The organism is Gracilimonas sp., from assembly GCF_017641085.1.
In the GTDB taxonomy this organism is placed as follows: domain Bacteria; phylum Bacteroidota; class Rhodothermia; order Balneolales; family Balneolaceae; genus Gracilimonas.
The window spans coordinates 1,269,180-1,285,088 of the sequence record NZ_JAEPPI010000001.1 but is presented as its reverse complement, the minus strand read 5'-3'; the positions used below and the strand labels follow the sequence as shown (position 1 = coordinate 1,285,088).

The window sequence follows — 15,909 nt, the reverse complement described above, 5'->3', positions numbered from 1 at the left end:
GAATCAAGCCAACACTTTATTTATCCCGAAGGGATTAAATGTAAATAGCCACAGGTAAAGTGAAACGTAACCTGTGGAACTAAAGTGAAAGGATATATAAACCCTAAAAGGGTTTAATGATTAGGGGAAATAACGATCATCAAAAGAAATACCATGGTAACTGAGAAGAGCTTTATATTCTTCTAAAAAGGTACAATGTTTGTGATGCTCTTCTTGGTTTTTCACATACTCAATTAATTGATCTTTGGCCTTTATTGAATATGTAAAGGCGCCGTAGCCTGACTGCCAACCTTGAAAATCAGTAAACAATTGATTCTGCTTTATAAACTTACTACTAGCCAATTTTATGTCTTTAACTAAAGTAGAAATAGCTACAGTCGGATGAATATGAGTAATTATATGAAGATGGTTTTCAACCCCATTAATCTGATATAAATGACATTGCTTATTCTTGAGTATGCCCCAAATGTATTTATAAAGCTCTTTTCTGTTTTTTTTGGTCAACACCGGTTGCCTATTTTTGGTACTGAAAACAATTTGATATAGTAATTGTGTATAAGTGCTCATTTTCCTGGTCCATTTAACCCCGTTGGGGTTTTTGTTATGCGTGTACCCTTTGCTCCGGGTTTTACCCGGAGTTATTCATGTTCAATCCTTTCAGGATTATCCTTTAACTAATGGTTTAATTTTAATATGTATGAGAATAATCATACATCCATTTCTATATCCACATACTCATATTGCTTTCGTTCAATAAGCGGCCAAATAAAAAAAAGGAGCAGCGTCAGGATTCCTATCCAATACATAACCCAGGCGTAAGTCATGTGTTCTGTCAGTACTCCTTTCATCGAGAAGAGGTTATAAAAGTCATGAGAAGATTTTGGAAGATTTCCGATCAGCGGCATTCGTCGATCCATGGCATCGGCTGCATAAGCTGCCGACTCAATCCAGGCAAAAGCGGTGAGAAGTAACCCGGTTTGAGCTACATATCGTTTTTGATTGTACCACCCAAAGGCGAATATGGCGAAGGGAAGCAGTATTTCAAAAAGTGTTCCCCCAAGAATGGTGATAAACCTGCCGCCGATAAAACCAAATAAGGTATGGCCGGCCTCGTGGACAATCAACAGAAAATTATCTATAAAAAAGAAAAAGGGTGACAGAAAGAAAGGATAGGGATAGTTCCAGGAAAAGGAGATTTCCCACTTCAGAGCCATCCAAAACTGTTCGGCCAATACCCAACAAAATGGAATACAAACCACCGAAAACCACCATTTTTTTATGACCGGTAAGGCTTTCTCAAAGTAAAGTTCAAAATCAATGTTCACGAATCTGAATCTTTTTGCGTCTCATGAAGTTGTGATAGTAGCGATAATTCACAATTTCAACAATCGGTAAATAGATATGAGCAAGCCACTTAACGTAACTCAGAAATTAATTCAAAGTCATTTGGTGGAAGGGGAGATGGTGCCCGGACAAGAAATTGGGCTTAAAATCGATCAAACCCTGACGCAGGATGCAACCGGCACCATGGTTATGTTGGAATTGGAGGCCATGGAACTGGACGAAGCCAAAACTGAGATTTCCTGTCAATACGTAGATCACAATTTGATACAGTCTGATTTTAAGAATCCTGATGATCATGTATTTCTGAAATCAGCAGCTGAACGATTTGGAATGTGGTTTAGCCGCCCGGGAAACGGAGTGAGTCATCCTATAGAGACCGAGCGCTTTGCAATCCCCGGCAAAACCCTGGCAGGTTCTGATAGCCACACACCGGCATCAGGATGTATGGGCATGTTGGCCATCGGTTCGGGAGGATTGGATGTGGCCTTTGCGATTGCAGGCGAACCACTTTTTATAAAAATGCCCAAAGTGCTGGGGGTTGAGTTGAAAGGTGAATTAAAAGATTGGGTCAGTGCCAAAGACGTGGTTCTGGAAATGCTCCGCCGCTACGATGTAGATGGCGCTTCCGGCTATGTAATAGAATATTTCGGGGAAGGGTTGAAGAATCTTGATACCATGGACCGTCACGTGATTGCCAATATGGGCACCGAAATGGGTGCTACAACAACGGTCTTTCCGGCCGATGGGGAAATCCGTCGCTTTATGGAGACCCAAAAACGGGGTGATGAATACGTTGAACTCCTCGCCGATGAAGGAGCAGAATACGATAAGTATGAAGAACTCATTCTGGATGATGTAGAACCGCTGATTGCCCTGCCAAGTTCTCCGGGTAATGTGGTGCCAGTGCGAGAAGTAGAGGGTAAAGATATTTATCAATCCTACATTGGCTCATCGGCAAATCCCGGATATCGCGACTTTTGGATCTCTTCTGAAATCGTTAAAGGTAAAACAGTGAATGATAACGTCTCATTTGATATCAACCCGACATCCAGGCAGATTATCGAGAACATGGTTAAGAATGATGTGATGTTTAACCTGGTGCAATCCGGGGCCCGAATTCACCAGGCCGGTTGTAACGGATGTATTGGAATGGGACAAGCCCCGGCCACCGGTCAAAATAGTCTGAGAACGGTGCCTCGCAACTTTCCGGATCGTTCAGGTACCCCAGAAGATTCTGTATTTCTTGTGAGCCCGGAAACGGCCGCAGCTTCGGCTTTAACAGGCAAAATCACCGATCCGAGAGATCTTGAGAAGCTGTTTAATATGGAGTATCCAAAATACACTCCGCTCAAAGAAGTTATTGTAAATACCGACATGCTGACTCCGCCAAAGCCCAAAGAGGAGCGGGGTGAAATTAAGAAAGGGCCAAACATTTCAAGCATGCCAAATTTTGGTGAACTGGAAGACTTTGAAGTTCCGGTACTGCTGAAAATGGGGGATGATATTTCAACCGATGAAATACTGCGTGCAGGAACCGAAGTGCTGCCATTCAGAAGCAATATCCCCGAGATCAGTAAGTTCACGCTCGATGTTGTCGATAAAAACTTTCACGACCGGGCGATGAAAGCCAAAGAGGAACATGGTGGGCACGTGGTTATCGCTGGTGAAAATTACGCACAGGGCTCCAGTCGTGAACACGCAGCTATTGCTCCCCGTTATCTTGGCCAAAGAGCTGTGATTGCAAAAAGTTATGCTCGAATAGGCTGGCAGAACCTGGTGAATTTCGGTATTCCGCCTTTTGAGTTCACAAGCGAAGAAGATTACAATGACATTGAGCAGGGAGATGTGCTTAAAGTTGAAAACATCCGTGCAAGCATAGAAAGTGGGAATACGGCCAAATTGGTCAACGTGACCAAAGGAACCGAATACGAAGTGAAACATACGCTAAGTGACCGACAGCGACAGGCAGTTCTGGATGGAGGAGTGATCAATTCATTCAAGAAGAGAAAAGCTTCTTAATGGTAAAATAAAGGTGATTTATTTGATAGTGTGCAGGTGTTTAGCTCAAAAGTCCAAGCCTGTACTCCGGCCTCACCTAAATCTTCTCAATGTTGAAGGAGAAGACAGAAGAGGTAGGAAAAGGTGATCTAAGGATCACTTTTTTCGGTAGCAACGGAATAGCCTTAGCGAAAATCTCCCTTAAAACTATAGATCACGAAAGCGTTTAACACCTTTGGCAAAATGCTGCCAAATGAGACTGATATCCAGCATGGTATCCGGATCATGCGAGATAGTTCGTTGGGATTGAAGTTTTTTTCGCTTCCGGTTCACCCTGAAAAAGTCCTTTACAAAATGCAGATGGGCTTTAGCTACGGCCCACCATTCTTTGGGTTTTCCGGACAGGAGCGCTTTGTAAGCGGCGATAACATCCAATATCAACCGAAGTAAAAACCTCTTTCGTAAGCTGGCCGAACTATAATTCTTCCATAGCATAAAGAGGCTGTTGCGGAAGTTGTAGTACACTTTACGTGGAGATCCCATTGGCAATGAACCGCCCCCCAGATGATAGACTAAACTCTCGGGAGCGTAACCGATTCTATACCCCTGGTTCTGAAGTCGCCAGCATAAATCAATCTCTTCCATATGGAACTCAAAATCCTCATCAAATCCACCGGATTCTATAAAAAGATCCTTTCGGATGGCGAGTGCAGCACCCGAAGCCCAGAATAGGTTGGGGGAATCATCATACTGACCTTCATCCCGTTCTACTTCATTAAAAATTCGTCCCCGGCAAAAGGTGTATCCGTATTTATCCATGAATCCCCCGGCAGCCCCGGCGTACTCAAAATGTTCCGGTTGTTCGACTGCTCTCATCTTGGGTTGAACGGCCGCCATTTTCTCGTCTTTCTCAAATATATCATTGATTCCTTGCAGCCAGTTTTTCTCAACTTTAACGTCGTTATTCAGGAATAGTAGAAGATCTTTTTCAGCAAAGGGAACAGCTCTGTTATTTCCTCCGCAATAGCCGTAGTTTTGGTCGAAGCTGGTAATTTTAATTTCAGGATACGTTGACTTAATCCATTCCTTGGAACCATCGGTTGAGGCATTATCGGCAATGATGATTTCAAATTCAGGATAGTCTGTTTCGGTTACCGATGGCAGATAATTCTTGAGGTGCTCAAGGGCATTCCAGGTAACGATAATAATGCTGAAACTCTTCAATGAATGAATAAAATTTTGCTATTGTTTCGAAATTGGTGGAACGAGATTGAAAAATGTAGTTTCTTGTTCCGCTTTGTTGGAGTACTAAGATGATACAAAAAGTATGATCAAAATAGGGCTAATTTCAGATACGCATAATTACCTCGATCCTCAGGTATTCGAGTATTTCGAGGACTGCGACGAAATCTGGCACGCCGGAGATTTTGGAACCCTGTCTATAGCTCAGGAACTTCAAAAAATCGCCCCTGTTGTTGGTGTTTATGGAAACATTGATGGGGAAGACATTCGTCAGGTTTATCCATTGCATCAGCGTTTTGAGAGGGAGGGACTGAAAGTATGGATGACGCACATCGGGGGAATTCCCGGACGTTATTGCCTTCCTATCCGTCAGGAAATGGAAACCAATCCTCCTGAACTTTTTGTGTGCGGCCACTCTCACATTCTTCGCATTTCCCGCGATCAGGATTTAAATAAAATGTTGTACATGAATCCGGGAGCTGCCGGCAAACAAGGCTTTCAATCACAACGAACCGTAATTCGCTTCCAGATTATAGAAGGGAAACTGCACAACGTAGAAGTGATTAACCTGGATGTTGAACAGGAAGCGGCAGAGTAACTTTTACTTAGGTAGTTTCATAACGTTCAATCAACTCCACAGCATTAAACGCAGACTGCACCACCAAAGGGATCCCGCCACCGGGGTGTGTGGAGCCGCCCACAAAATAAAGCTTTTCTATTTCACGGGACTTATTTCTGGGGCGAAGAAAGGCAGAGAACTTACTGTTGGATGAAGTCCCGTAAATGCTTCCTTTATTTGACCGGTATATTTCGTAGAAGTCATTCGGGGTAATGGTTTTTTTGAATTGAATATGTTCAGAAAGATGCTCAAGTCCTCGCTGCTCTAGTTCCCGAATCACTTTATCTCCATAAGACATTGCCTGTTCATCCCAGTTGTAGTGGTCTGACAGATACGGAGCATTTATCAGAATAAAGAGGTTGGATCCATGCTCGGGGGCGTGATGTGGATCGGAGTACGATGTGTTTGCGATATAGATAGTTGGATCATCGGGCATCACTTTCTCTTCAAAAATCTGTTTGAACTCTTTTTTATAGTCCTCCGAAAAGAAAATATTATGATGAACCAGCTGCTCGAATTTTTTGTCGGTACCCAGCATCAGCACAAAACCGGAGCAGGAGGGTTCTATAGATTTTGCTTTTTCTTTCTTTCGATTGGAAATCGAGTCACCCGGCAAAAGGTGAGCCATGGTTTCTGTAGCATCACTGTTTGATATCACTAAATCAGACTCAACATTTTTACCGGTACGTAGCTTAATGCCTTTTGCTTTGGATTGATCAACTTCAATGGAAGTAATTTCAGCATTAAACAAGAATTCAACACCCAGCGCCTCAGCCAATGTGGTCAACGCCTCGGCCACTTTGTATAATCCGTCCTTCACATAATACCCACCCTGATTTATTTCCACGTGTGGAATTACATTCAGGGTTGCCGGAGCAAGGAAAGGGGAAGAACCATTGTATGTGGTAAAGCGCTTAAAGAATTTTCTTAGGTATGGCGATTCAAAGGTACTATCCACTCGCTTGCTAACTGTTGTAAAGGCATCAATGCCAAAGAAACTCAGGAGGTCTAACTCTTTCAGGTCGCTAAAGCCAAACAAAGGGTTGAATATGAATGCATCCGCTGTTTTTTGGTAAAGTGACCGGGCATATTCTAAGAACTTCGGATATGAGTCTGCATCTTGGGGAGCAAAAGCCATGATTTCATCCTTTGTTGCTTCTTTGTCTTCATAATTGTTGAAAACAGTTCCATCCGGATAAAAATACCTGCAGATGGGATCTAAGGGTTCTAACGAGAGATAATCATGCAGGTCGGTTCCGCACTCTTCAAACAACTTCTCAAGGATGAATGGCATGGTTAAAAGACTGGGGCCCGTATCAAACCGATATCCATCAACCTCGATAATATTCATCTTCCCCCCGGTATTCTCATTCTTTTCAAAAATAGTGACCTGATGTCCCTTTGCAGCAAGTAAACAAGCGGCTGACAATCCCCCTAAACCGGCACCAATAACAGATATCTTCATGCTTTAAAGAGCTTTTTGGGGAGATTCATGGCACTGAAAATAGACTTATAGAAACGAAATGGAATGTGTTGTTTTATTTGGAAGTAAAACCACGTGCGGGTAACCAAAATTCCAACTTCCTAAAACTTATTGCGGTAGTTTACCTTCAATGCGTTTCAGAGAATCTCTGATTTCTTTAAGGATCTCGATGGATGAATCGGCGCTTTCATTCGCAGAACCCGAACCCTGGGTGTCCGTTACTTTATCTCGCTGATCCAAAACCATGCTTCGAAAATCGAAGGCATCAACTATGCCAATCAGGGAAAGGTCCGGTCCGGCTTGAGCTGAACTACCGGCAGTTTCAATCCTCAAAATGCTAAGCCCGAAATATTTCAACAAAGGACCTTCTTTGAAGGTCAGATCCTGAATTTTATCAAGCGGGATGGTTCGCTCGGTATGAAAAATATATCCTTTCTTAAATCGGAGGGAGCGGGTGGTTAGCTCACACTCAAGGCGCTCAAAGTACTTACTCAGATAGAATGATGCGACAATCAGCCAAATGGGGATAAGGGGGATCATAACAACGGTAAGGAAGCAAATTAATACCCCGTACCACAAAATATAATTTTTGATTTTTGGGCTGAAACTGGCTTCGTGTAGAATAGTGGCTTTAGATGTCATGCTGTAAAATTTGTTTTCCAATAAAAAAGGCATCCTGTTCAAGACGCCTTATAATCTAAATAGTTGCAAAGATTTCCAACAACGCAGCCGGCTTTTTATTCATCAGCTGAAATTTCGTCTTTTGGGATGAAATCCATAGCCGCAGAATTCATACAGTACCTTAAACCGGTAGGTTGTGGCCCGTCATCGAAAACATGACCAAGATGACCGCCACAGTTTGAGCATACAATCTCAGTGCGGGTCATGAAAAAGCTGTTATCTTCTCGTTCACCTACAAGGGAATCTGCCAGAGGTTTCCAAAAACTTGGCCAGCCTGTTCCGCTGTCGTACTTATGTTCAGAGCTATACAGCTTTTGTCCGCAACCTCCACACACATAAATTCCTTCCCTTTTGTTGTCATCATATTCGTTTACATAGGGGAGTTCCGTGCCGCGTTCACGCAGAATGCGATATTCTTTGGAGGTCAAAATTTCTTTCCATTCTGCTTCCGATTTTTTGAACGGATAATCCTCTTCAGGCATGGTGTCTTGGCGTGCTGCTACCATCTCAATACCTGCTTGTTCTAAATCATGTTGATGAATATTAGCCGGGGGTTCTTCAGCATTTATTGACAGGAGAGCGGTAGCGATAATGGCCATGAACGCTATAATTAAGACTGCGTATTTCATAAAATCCAAAGTTAATTAGTTTGTCTGTTTAGAGCTGCTTAACAGTACGAACGTATTTTTAGTTTAGATTTGATGAAAGCGGATAATCTTACGGAATTAAATTCACGGCCATAATCAGTTACCAGTCAATGTCCCAGTTATTGAATTCATCTTTGAAGCGGGGTACTGCTTTTTGTTTGAATAGACGTACTCCGGCCGTAAATCCAACCCAGAACCGGTAATCTCTTCCTTTCCACTCTGGTGACCATAAACTGTACCACGTATAATCTTCAGCTGCATTTACACGGGTGATTTGGGCGTTGAAAGTAGGTCCGCCATAGAGTGAGAAGCCATTTCCAAATCGCTTGCCTACCAGAAATTTATAGGAATAGATCATATTTAATTTTCGGGACCATTCATCCTCAAACTGATGAGTAAAAGCAAATTCTTGATTCACATACATGGATTCATCTTTCCAGTTTTGGAAGGAATCGTTGATGTTCTTTTCAAGGCCTATGGCGAGCCCAACTCGGTAAGCATCTCTGTCTAAAAGGGTATTGTAGCCGAAAATGGCGGAGTTGTACACACGATAGGTGCCAAGGGTTAATCCGATATCAGTGAATCCACCATCAGAAAAGCGAACATCCACATTCTTTCGGCCATTACCGTACAAGCTGATCAGACCAACCGGAACACCTTCAAAATCTTTAGCCAGATTTATAAGTCCGATTTGAACTCCGGTAGCGGTTTCCGAAAAGTTCAATAAGCTTGCGAACTGTATCCCTTCTAAGTTTTTGGCAATATTGGCTCCACCTGAGAAAACAAGTCCTTCAACATTATTGGCTACGTTGAGCAACCCGGCGGCGAATAAACCACTGGCATTTTCTTTGGCAATGTTAACCCCTCCGGTAGCCATAAGCCCTTCAATATCACCCAGAGCAATATTGGCTGCTCCTGATGCTTGCAAGCCGGAAATATCGGATCCGGCAAAGTTCATAAACCCGGCTGCCTGAAGTCCTTCCACATCTTCCCGGGCTATATTGGCAATTCCTGCTGCCTGTAACCCGGAAATATCACCCCAGGCTGCATTTATGCCTCCTGCGCCTTGCAAGCCTTCAATATCACCTTTGGCAATATTCCCTAAACCGGCAAACTGCAATCCACTGGAATTGCCACCGGCTATATTAAAGCCGCCGGCTCCCTGAATACCTTCAAGATCTTCCCCGGCTATGTTGGCAAGGCCTGAAAACTGTATCCCCGACATTTCATCGCTCGAAAGGTTCAAGGCTCCTGCAATGTTTACCCCGGCCATATCACCTCCTGTGGCATTAACTAAACCGGCAACCTGAAAACCATGGGCATAGTACTTATTGTAATTAATGAGCCCGCCGATTTCACCACCATCTAAACCTCCATGATAACCACCTAATATATTAATGGAATAACGAGCCGTATAATCCGGTGCGTTAGTCCAGTTTGTACTTAAAGGAGGGAAGAGGGTGACTCGCCATTTCCGGTATTTGAGCTCGTCATATTCACCGCTATCCTGAGCTGAGGAATAGTTTGGAGAGAATAGAAGTCCTAACGAAAAAATGGAAAATAGTAACAGTCGTTGCATAGTGATAAGGTTGATGCGATTATTTTGCAACCACTACGAATAGACTTTCGAAAAGTTTACAGCATTTTGAAATTAAACGGCGGCCGGCCTCAGATTCTCAAATTGTTCGTCCAGGCTTTCATTCCAATACTGCACTTCATCGATTTTTCTGAGCAACTCTTCAAATTCGCCCTCAATATCAATCGATTCAATCTTATCTCCGGATGAAATAGCATCAACTACATCCTGATCACCTTCTGATTCAACTTCACCAAAAACAGCATGTTTGCCATCCAGCCAAGGGGTAGCGACATGAGTGATGAAGAACTGGCTTCCATTGGTATCTGGGCCGGCATTAGCCATGGAGAGTTTACCTGGTTCATCATGGATCAGCTCTTCATGAAACTCATCCTCAAAACGGTATCCCGGTCCACCACGACCATCACCGTTGGGGCATCCACCTTGAATCATAAAGTCATTAATCACCCGATGAAATTTCAGGTTGTCATAAAAACCACGGGAGGCAAGATTCACGAAATTAGCCACCGTTCTTGGAGCCCTCTCCGAAAATAGATTAACGTTTATAGTTCCTTTGCTAGTTTTGATGATTGCTTTCAGCGACATGTTGATTCTATTGAATTGAAAATTTTAAAAACAAAAAGTTAGAGTCCAGCCCCGGATTTTCGTTGCCTGTTTCGGCGTTCGAAATATGATGAAATTTATAACCAAAGGATATCATTGCAAAAGTATTGAATCTTAAATTTGCACCCAGTGTAATATCGAAGGTGTAATTTAGCTTTCTTGCACCATCAGTTGGGAAATTACGTTCCATAAATATCATGCCACCGGTGGTTCGGATATAAGGAGTAAGGCGTTTTTGAGTATTGTCCATAAGGGTAAAGCCTACTGGGGATAACCCAAACCCACTTCGAGAGACCATTCTGTTATTTTCATCTCTTTTGGGGTAATTGAAGTGAATGTATGGAATCAGGTCAGCCGTGTACCAAATGGCTTTGTTTTGGGGATATTCTTTAACAGGTCTTTGAAGGCCAATACCAAAAATCTGAGTTTGCGAGTTTTCTGTTTTTCCCAAAAAACGAACAGAATTAAATGAATAGCCCGCCCAAAGGGTAAAGCTTGCTCTTTTGTATTCGGAATTTGTGGTTTGTGCAACACTGGTTTGTGCTGCAGAACTAAAGAATAAAAATAAGGCAGGAAAAAGTAATTTAATCGCGAACTTCAAAAATGGCGATACCTAAAGTTATGATTTCTTTTTTGACTTTTTTGCCGAACTAATAAATGAAGCTAACCAAATTAAAGCCCAGGCAATAGCCAGATAATATTTCGCAATATAAAGAAATATCGCAATTGTGAGCGCGTAAATTAAATGATAGAATAGAGGAGGTGCTTCCGTTTGGTCGGCCTTTTTCTGGAGGGCGGGCATGAAAAAAGCGATTACTTTACTTAAAAGTAAGAGACCGGTATATACCCATAAAACTACTTCCAGAATGTTATTGGTATATACCGCAAATACAGCAATCAACAATAAAACGATAACATCTAAGTAGGCATCTTTTAGCCAGGCCATATAAATTATTCCACCTGATCTTCAACAGGAGTTAAGGATACTACTTCTTTGGCGTGCAATCCTTTATCGCCTTCATCTAAAACAAATTCCACTTCTTCACCACGGCGTAATTTCTTAAACCCATCAGCTTGAATTTCTGAATAGTGAACAAAGGCATCTTCCCCCGTTTCCGTACTTATGAACCCATAACCTTTGGTATTGTGGAACCACTTTACCGTACCCTTTTGTTTTTCTGACATAACTACCCGATTAACTTTAATATTTAACTCACAAGGAGTTATGCTCCCTATGATTGAACCTGAAAATAATTTTTGAGGATAATACAATCAATAGGAAGTTGAATTAAGTTATCGGATGTGAAATTTCTCTACCCAGATGGCGAATCCGCTATCATTGTATCTGCCTGAAACTTCAGTAGCCGTTTGGTAACCGAATCCTTCGTCATGGTCAATATCAACCAAGAGTCCTTCCAGCTTTACAATATGTCCATCCCGGAGTTGTTTAAGCTGTTCTTCTACAGATGCTGAAGAGGGAATGAAATGCCATAAATCACTTTCCTGGTAGATGGTAGAAACTTCTACTGGAGGACGGGTAAGGTCCACATCGTGAGTTCGGTCATCAAGCGTAAAGAAGATGTAATCCAGGTTGCGTTCATCCGAAAGCTGATTCCAGCCTACCACAGCATCCACCGGGGAGTATCGGGAAAAACTGTCAAAGAAATAACGCTTTCTTTTGATAATCCGGACTTCGGCTTCAATGGTTTTTTTTGGGGTCAGTGTAGCTCCTTTAAAGGAAAAGGGTTCCTGCCATGTTAATCGCTTTATCTCAGGTCCTTCTTTTGCAGTAATGCCCGGGCCGTGATTTACCGGAAAATTGGTATAGACAATGTAACCAGCCGCTACAAAAACACAGAAAACTAAATACTTGACCATGTTTGCTCCTTCCTTGATTTCTTTTTGTTACAAGAGTGTACACAACCCATTGGTGTTACAGATTTGTTATAAATAATTAATATTTAAACAGATTCAGAAATAGGGTGTATCGCGTATTTGCTAAGCCGGATGTACTTCAGAAATAGATATTTGTTCCCGGTTAGAGGTTCTTTTCAATAACATCCGGAATAAATTATCACCCAAGATGATTGCACTTTCGGTGGGGAGAAAGTGATGGGTTTCCGAAAAAAAGAAAAGCCTTACAGAAATCTGCAAGGCTTTGATGGTACCAAAGGAGGGACTCGAACCTGCCTCAGCCGGCAGGCAGGCCCGAACTCCCGAAGGAACATGCTATAACTAAAGGTTATCTCTTACTGACCGCAGAAATTCTTTCCCGGAACCGGATTTTAAATACTTTTCCCTTTTTCGCGCTTCTTCTCTGGTATCAAAAACTTCGGAGTGAATAAGTCGAAATGGTGCATAGGGCTTGGTAGTTTTCTCGTACCCCTTTTGATGTTGGCTAACTCTCCGGTTTAGATTATCTGTTAAGCCGACATAGATATAATTCCGATCAACACTTGATATGGCGTAAACGTAAAACATCTGGCAATAAAAAAAGCCTTACAGAAATCTGCAAGGCTTTGATGGTACCAAAGGAGGGACTCGAACCCTCACTCCCGGAGGAACGCGATTTTGAGTCGCGCGCGTCTACCAATTCCGCCACTTTGGCTTTTTTGAAGACTTCAAAGATAAGGGTAGTAACTACTAAATAACAAAGCAGTTTTACTTTTTATTTGTAGCCGTTAGGATTCTCTGATTGCCATTTCCAGGCATCTCTGCACATTTCTTCAATTCCTCGTTCAGCTGTCCAGCCAAGTTCATCTTCGGCTTTGGAAGGATCAGCATAGCAAGCAGCGATATCGCCGGGCCGGCGTGGGGTGATTTTATAGGGAACTTCCTTGCCGGATGCTTTTTCAAAGGCTTTTACCATTTCTAAAACACTGGTTCCTTTCCCGGTGCCCAGGTTATAAATAACCAGGCCGGGATCAGAAGTCAGTTTTTCCAGGGCTTTTAAATGACCGATGGCTAAATCTACTACGTGGATGTAATCCCGAACACCCGTTCCGTCCGGAGTAGGGTAATCATCACCGAAAACAGAAAGCTGCTCTAATTTGCCTACCGCAACCTGAGACACAAAAGGCATCAGGTTGTTGGGAATATCATTGGGGTCTTCACCGATTAAACCGCTTTTGTGCGCTCCTACCGGGTTAAAATAACGAAGCAGAGCAATGTTCCATGACTCATCAGCAAGGTGAAGGTCTTTGAGAATGTATTCAATAAATAATTTGGTACGCCCATAGGGGTTGGTTGCCGAAAGGGGGAAGTCTTCAGTAATAGGGACTTCATGTGGATCCCCGTAAACCGTAGCAGAAGAAGAGAAAACAATGTTTTTGACCCCATGCTTATTCATCAATTCGCACAAATAGAGAGTGCTGGTAATGTTATTGTCATAATACATCAGCGGCTTCTCTACAGATTCACCAACAGCTTTATATCCTGCAAAGTGAATCACTGAGTCTATCTCATGGTCCGAGAAAATCTTATCCAGAGCGTTTTTGTTTAGAAGATCTTCTTTATAGAACGTGAGTTGTTTCCCTGTAATGTCTTTAACTCTTTTAAGCGCTTCTTCGCTGCTGTTTGAAAGATTGTCAACCACGATGACCTGGTGTCCCTCATTTAACAATTCCAGAACCGTATGACTTCCAATATAGCCGGCTCCCCCTGTTACCAATACATTCATGAAAATAGCCTAAGTTTCTTCTTCTAATTCTTTAATGACTTCCGAGCAGATGTGCTGAACTTTATCAGCTGAAGTTTCTAATTCGTTCTGGGGTTTTTCATCCCAGATGAGTGTTTTTGCATGCTCATATTCCTCAAGTATTTGTTCGAGACCAAGCATTTGAGTTACCGGCTTAATTTTGTGTCCCGCTTTTCTAAAATTAGTTTCATCCCGTGCCAGTAAAAACTTTTTATAGTTCTCTGAGAACTCGCTGAAGGAAGAAATGGCGGCTTCTGCAAATTCCTTGATATACTTTTCCTCTCCATAGAGCATATCAGACAGGCCCGAAAAATCAACTAATTTATTATTGCTACTCAAGGTCGGAGTTATTCGTTAACAGGTTCTTCGATATGATGGGGCGATGGTTTCCCAAATTCATCAAGATGAACAAATACAATTTTATCAATGCTGATAATGGTTTCTTTGCTGAATTTATTTCGTACCACACACTTAACGGTAATGGAAGTACGTCCGAATTTAACAGTTTCCATGCCAATCTCAATAACTTCGCCCAACTTTGCGGAATTGACAAAGTTGATTTCAGACATATATTTGGTCACAATGTTACTTTTACCCAGCTGGCACAGTACATATATGGCGGCTTCTTCATCAACCCAACTTAAAACAGAACCTCCAAAAAGGGTTCCATGTGCGTTCAGGTCCTGGGGCTTGATCAACTTTCGGCTAAAAAATCTCATTATATCTTCGTTCTTTATTGCTACATTTGAAGATACAGCATATTGAAGAAATGAAATAATCTCTTTTGGTCATCAAGAATTAAAAAGTTCTATTGGACAATCCGAAGAACTAATATTATTGTAACAAAAGGGCACAAGATTACTCTCTAAGTAAAAAGAATTGATTACGGCTTAGAATCACCATGAAAACAATCGCATTAACAAATCAGAAGGGCGGAGTTGGTAAAACAACCACAACGATTAATCTTGGGGCAGGACTCGCAAAACTTGGCAAAAAAGTACTTCTCATAGATCTCGACCCTCAGGCAAATTTAACCTATTCCTTAAGAACCCATTCACACCGGCTCGAAAAAACCATATACCATGCTTTACGTGGGGGGGCCAATGTTGACGATATCATCATTGAGCATAATGGCTTTGATTTCATCCCATCATCTCTTGAGCTTTCCGGTGCAGAGCTGGAATTAGCCAGTGAACCGGCCAGGGAAAGTTTACTTAAGGATGTGATGAAACAGCTTGAGGAAGATTATGATTACGACTATGTATTGATTGACTGCCCGCCAAACTTAGGGTTGCTTACCCTGAATGCTTTTACCGCAGTTAAAGATATTTTTATTGTGCTACAGTCAGAATATCTGGCATTGCACGGCTTATCCAAGTTGCTAGATTTGGTGAAAGTGGTTCAGCAGAGATTGAACAATCAGCTTGAGGTAGGGGGTATAATCTGCACCCTGTATGATAGTCGAAAGAACCTGAATAAAGAGGTTGTTGGACACATTAAGGACTATTTTGGTCCAAAAGTGTTTAAGACTATCATCCGTGACAATGTGGCCCTGGCAGAGGCGCCAAGTCACCACAAAACGATATTTGAATACGATGGTAACAGTGCAGGGGCACAAGATTACTTTGCATTAGCCAAAGAAATAAAAAACGGCCAATAAACAATGAGTAAGAAAAAGAGCCTTGGGCATAATCCGCTGGCATACAGCACGCGGAGACATGCTTCTTTTGACTTTATTACTCCTTCTGATTCTCAGGGTGAGAACAATCAGGAAGTATCTAATGAAGAGCAATCTTCTGGTTCCAGGGTGAACAAAATTACAGCCAGTTATTACCTGGAAGAGCCTGTTGTAGAAAGCGTAAAAATGATAGCGGATAAGAAAGAAACTTCTTACTCAGCCGTAGTTAATGCCATTCTGAAAAGTTCAATAAGAGATCTCATCAATAGATAATTTCGGCTTTATATCCCCGGGGGTTTTCTTATTATGTGCCCCAGATA

General features: G+C 42.2%; 20 protein-coding genes and 1 tRNA gene. 4 read left to right on the top strand and 17 right to left on the bottom strand.

Annotated features, from left to right (window positions below; all coding sequences use genetic code 11):
• Positions 1-120 precede the first annotated feature (120 nt).
• Both tnpA and JJ941_RS05580 read right to left on the bottom strand, forming a co-directional pair.
• Entirely contained in the window at positions 121-567 is a 447-nt protein-coding gene (gene tnpA / locus JJ941_RS05585; RefSeq protein WP_290962686.1) for an IS200/IS605 family transposase, read from the bottom strand.
• A 140-nt stretch (positions 568-707) separates the two neighbouring features.
• A complete protein-coding gene (locus JJ941_RS05580; protein ID WP_290962684.1) occupies positions 708-1,325 on the bottom strand; it encodes a hypothetical protein in 618 nt (205 codons plus the stop codon).
• Positions 1,326-1,401: 76 nt separating this feature from the next.
• Here JJ941_RS05580 and JJ941_RS05575 point away from each other — a divergent pair, with 76 nt between their 5' ends.
• On the top strand, positions 1,402-3,363 hold the full coding sequence (locus JJ941_RS05575; RefSeq protein WP_290962682.1) for an aconitate hydratase: 1,962 nt from the start codon (positions 1,402-1,404) through the stop codon (positions 3,361-3,363).
• A 186-nt stretch (positions 3,364-3,549) separates the two neighbouring features.
• On the opposite strand, the gene JJ941_RS05570 is transcribed toward JJ941_RS05575, so the two are convergent.
• Positions 3,550-4,566, bottom strand: coding sequence for a glycosyltransferase family 2 protein (locus JJ941_RS05570; RefSeq protein ID WP_290962680.1), 1,017 nt, complete (start codon positions 4,564-4,566; stop codon positions 3,550-3,552).
• A 103-nt stretch (positions 4,567-4,669) separates the two neighbouring features.
• Here JJ941_RS05570 and JJ941_RS05565 point away from each other — a divergent pair, with 103 nt between their 5' ends.
• Positions 4,670-5,182, top strand: coding sequence for a metallophosphoesterase family protein (locus JJ941_RS05565; RefSeq protein WP_290962678.1), 513 nt, complete (start codon positions 4,670-4,672; stop codon positions 5,180-5,182).
• A 7-nt stretch (positions 5,183-5,189) separates the two neighbouring features.
• On the opposite strand, the gene crtI is transcribed toward JJ941_RS05565, so the two are convergent.
• The 14 genes from crtI to JJ941_RS05500 all read right to left on the bottom strand — a co-directional run bounded on the left by crtI (position 5,190) and on the right by JJ941_RS05500 (position 14,630).
• Positions 5,190-6,668: a phytoene desaturase family protein gene (gene crtI / locus JJ941_RS05560; protein WP_290962676.1), complete on the bottom strand. Its 1,479-nt coding sequence runs from the start codon at positions 6,666-6,668 to the stop codon at positions 5,190-5,192.
• A gap of 126 nt (positions 6,669-6,794) precedes the next feature.
• Entirely contained in the window at positions 6,795-7,328 is a 534-nt protein-coding gene (locus JJ941_RS05555; RefSeq protein ID WP_290962674.1) for a PH domain-containing protein, read from the bottom strand.
• Positions 7,329-7,423: 95 nt separating this feature from the next.
• Positions 7,424-7,996, bottom strand: coding sequence for a peptide-methionine (R)-S-oxide reductase MsrB (gene msrB, locus JJ941_RS05550; protein WP_290962671.1), 573 nt, complete (start codon positions 7,994-7,996; stop codon positions 7,424-7,426).
• A 118-nt stretch (positions 7,997-8,114) separates the two neighbouring features.
• Entirely contained in the window at positions 8,115-9,593 is a 1,479-nt protein-coding gene (locus JJ941_RS05545; protein ID WP_290962669.1) for a hypothetical protein, read from the bottom strand.
• 72 nt (positions 9,594-9,665) lie between these two features.
• On the bottom strand, positions 9,666-10,196 hold the full coding sequence (locus JJ941_RS05540) for a peptidylprolyl isomerase (protein WP_290962667.1): 531 nt from the start codon (positions 10,194-10,196) through the stop codon (positions 9,666-9,668).
• A 7-nt stretch (positions 10,197-10,203) separates the two neighbouring features.
• The gene (locus tag JJ941_RS05535; RefSeq protein ID WP_290962666.1) at positions 10,204-10,665 is read right to left on the bottom strand and encodes an acyloxyacyl hydrolase; all 462 of its coding nucleotides are present in this window, start codon (positions 10,663-10,665) and stop codon (positions 10,204-10,206) included.
• 168 nt (positions 10,666-10,833) lie between these two features.
• Complete coding sequence (locus JJ941_RS05530; protein WP_290962665.1) at positions 10,834-11,160, bottom strand: hypothetical protein; 327 nt, start codon at positions 11,158-11,160, stop codon at positions 10,834-10,836.
• Between the two features lie 5 nt (positions 11,161-11,165).
• Positions 11,166-11,399 (bottom strand): cold-shock protein, encoded by a 234-nt coding sequence (locus JJ941_RS05525; RefSeq protein ID WP_290962664.1) that lies wholly within the window; start codon positions 11,397-11,399, stop codon positions 11,166-11,168.
• A gap of 108 nt (positions 11,400-11,507) precedes the next feature.
• The gene (locus tag JJ941_RS05520; RefSeq protein ID WP_290962663.1) at positions 11,508-12,092 is read right to left on the bottom strand and encodes a hypothetical protein; all 585 of its coding nucleotides are present in this window, start codon (positions 12,090-12,092) and stop codon (positions 11,508-11,510) included.
• Positions 12,093-12,449: 357 nt separating this feature from the next.
• Complete coding sequence (locus JJ941_RS15285; RefSeq protein WP_366069232.1) at positions 12,450-12,695, bottom strand: GIY-YIG nuclease family protein; 246 nt, start codon at positions 12,693-12,695, stop codon at positions 12,450-12,452.
• A gap of 42 nt (positions 12,696-12,737) precedes the next feature.
• Positions 12,738-12,822, bottom strand: a tRNA-Leu gene (locus JJ941_RS05515).
• A gap of 60 nt (positions 12,823-12,882) precedes the next feature.
• The gene (gene galE, locus JJ941_RS05510) at positions 12,883-13,893 is read right to left on the bottom strand and encodes a UDP-glucose 4-epimerase GalE (RefSeq protein ID WP_290962662.1); all 1,011 of its coding nucleotides are present in this window, start codon (positions 13,891-13,893) and stop codon (positions 12,883-12,885) included.
• Between the two features lie 9 nt (positions 13,894-13,902).
• Positions 13,903-14,250 carry a taurine dioxygenase gene (locus JJ941_RS05505; RefSeq protein WP_290962661.1) on the bottom strand — a complete coding sequence of 116 codons (348 nt, stop codon included), beginning with the start codon at positions 14,248-14,250 and terminating at the stop codon, positions 13,903-13,905.
• An 8-nt stretch (positions 14,251-14,258) separates the two neighbouring features.
• Entirely contained in the window at positions 14,259-14,630 is a 372-nt protein-coding gene (locus JJ941_RS05500; protein ID WP_255135749.1) for a hotdog domain-containing protein, read from the bottom strand.
• Between the two features lie 182 nt (positions 14,631-14,812).
• Here JJ941_RS05500 and JJ941_RS05495 point away from each other — a divergent pair, with 182 nt between their 5' ends.
• Complete coding sequence (locus JJ941_RS05495) at positions 14,813-15,571, top strand: ParA family protein (protein WP_255135748.1); 759 nt, start codon at positions 14,813-14,815, stop codon at positions 15,569-15,571.
• 3 nt (positions 15,572-15,574) lie between these two features.
• Entirely contained in the window at positions 15,575-15,862 is a 288-nt protein-coding gene (locus JJ941_RS05490) for a hypothetical protein (RefSeq protein WP_290962660.1), read from the top strand.
• Positions 15,863-15,909: the final 47 nt, after the last annotated feature.

What these genes read in the sequence shown, in the direction of transcription:
- msrB (WP_290962671.1), bottom strand. Translation starts at nt 7,996, where the DNA reads ATGAAATACGCAGTCTTAATTATAGCGTTCATGGCCATTATCGCTACC.
- JJ941_RS05575 (WP_290962682.1), top strand. Translation starts at nt 1,402, where the DNA reads ATGAGCAAGCCACTTAACGTAACTCAGAAATTAATTCAAAGTCATTTG.
- JJ941_RS05490 (WP_290962660.1), top strand. Translation starts at nt 15,575, where the DNA reads ATGAGTAAGAAAAAGAGCCTTGGGCATAATCCGCTGGCATACAGCACG.
- JJ941_RS05565 (WP_290962678.1), top strand. Translation starts at nt 4,670, where the DNA reads ATGATCAAAATAGGGCTAATTTCAGATACGCATAATTACCTCGATCCT.
- tnpA (WP_290962686.1), bottom strand. Translation starts at nt 567, where the DNA reads ATGAGCACTTATACACAATTACTATATCAAATTGTTTTCAGTACCAAA.
- galE (WP_290962662.1), bottom strand. Translation starts at nt 13,893, where the DNA reads ATGAATGTATTGGTAACAGGGGGAGCCGGCTATATTGGAAGTCATACG.
- JJ941_RS05540 (WP_290962667.1), bottom strand. Translation starts at nt 10,196, where the DNA reads ATGTCGCTGAAAGCAATCATCAAAACTAGCAAAGGAACTATAAACGTT.
- JJ941_RS05495 (WP_255135748.1), top strand. Translation starts at nt 14,813, where the DNA reads ATGAAAACAATCGCATTAACAAATCAGAAGGGCGGAGTTGGTAAAACA.
- JJ941_RS05555 (WP_290962674.1), bottom strand. Translation starts at nt 7,328, where the DNA reads ATGACATCTAAAGCCACTATTCTACACGAAGCCAGTTTCAGCCCAAAA.
- JJ941_RS15285 (WP_366069232.1), bottom strand. Translation starts at nt 12,695, where the DNA reads ATGTTTTACGTTTACGCCATATCAAGTGTTGATCGGAATTATATCTAT.
- JJ941_RS05525 (WP_290962664.1), bottom strand. Translation starts at nt 11,399, where the DNA reads ATGTCAGAAAAACAAAAGGGTACGGTAAAGTGGTTCCACAATACCAAA.
- JJ941_RS05530 (WP_290962665.1), bottom strand. Translation starts at nt 11,160, where the DNA reads ATGGCCTGGCTAAAAGATGCCTACTTAGATGTTATCGTTTTATTGTTG.
- JJ941_RS05545 (WP_290962669.1), bottom strand. Translation starts at nt 9,593, where the DNA reads ATGCAACGACTGTTACTATTTTCCATTTTTTCGTTAGGACTTCTATTC.
- JJ941_RS05500 (WP_255135749.1), bottom strand. Translation starts at nt 14,630, where the DNA reads ATGAGATTTTTTAGCCGAAAGTTGATCAAGCCCCAGGACCTGAACGCA.
- JJ941_RS05520 (WP_290962663.1), bottom strand. Translation starts at nt 12,092, where the DNA reads ATGGTCAAGTATTTAGTTTTCTGTGTTTTTGTAGCGGCTGGTTACATT.
- crtI (WP_290962676.1), bottom strand. Translation starts at nt 6,668, where the DNA reads ATGAAGATATCTGTTATTGGTGCCGGTTTAGGGGGATTGTCAGCCGCT.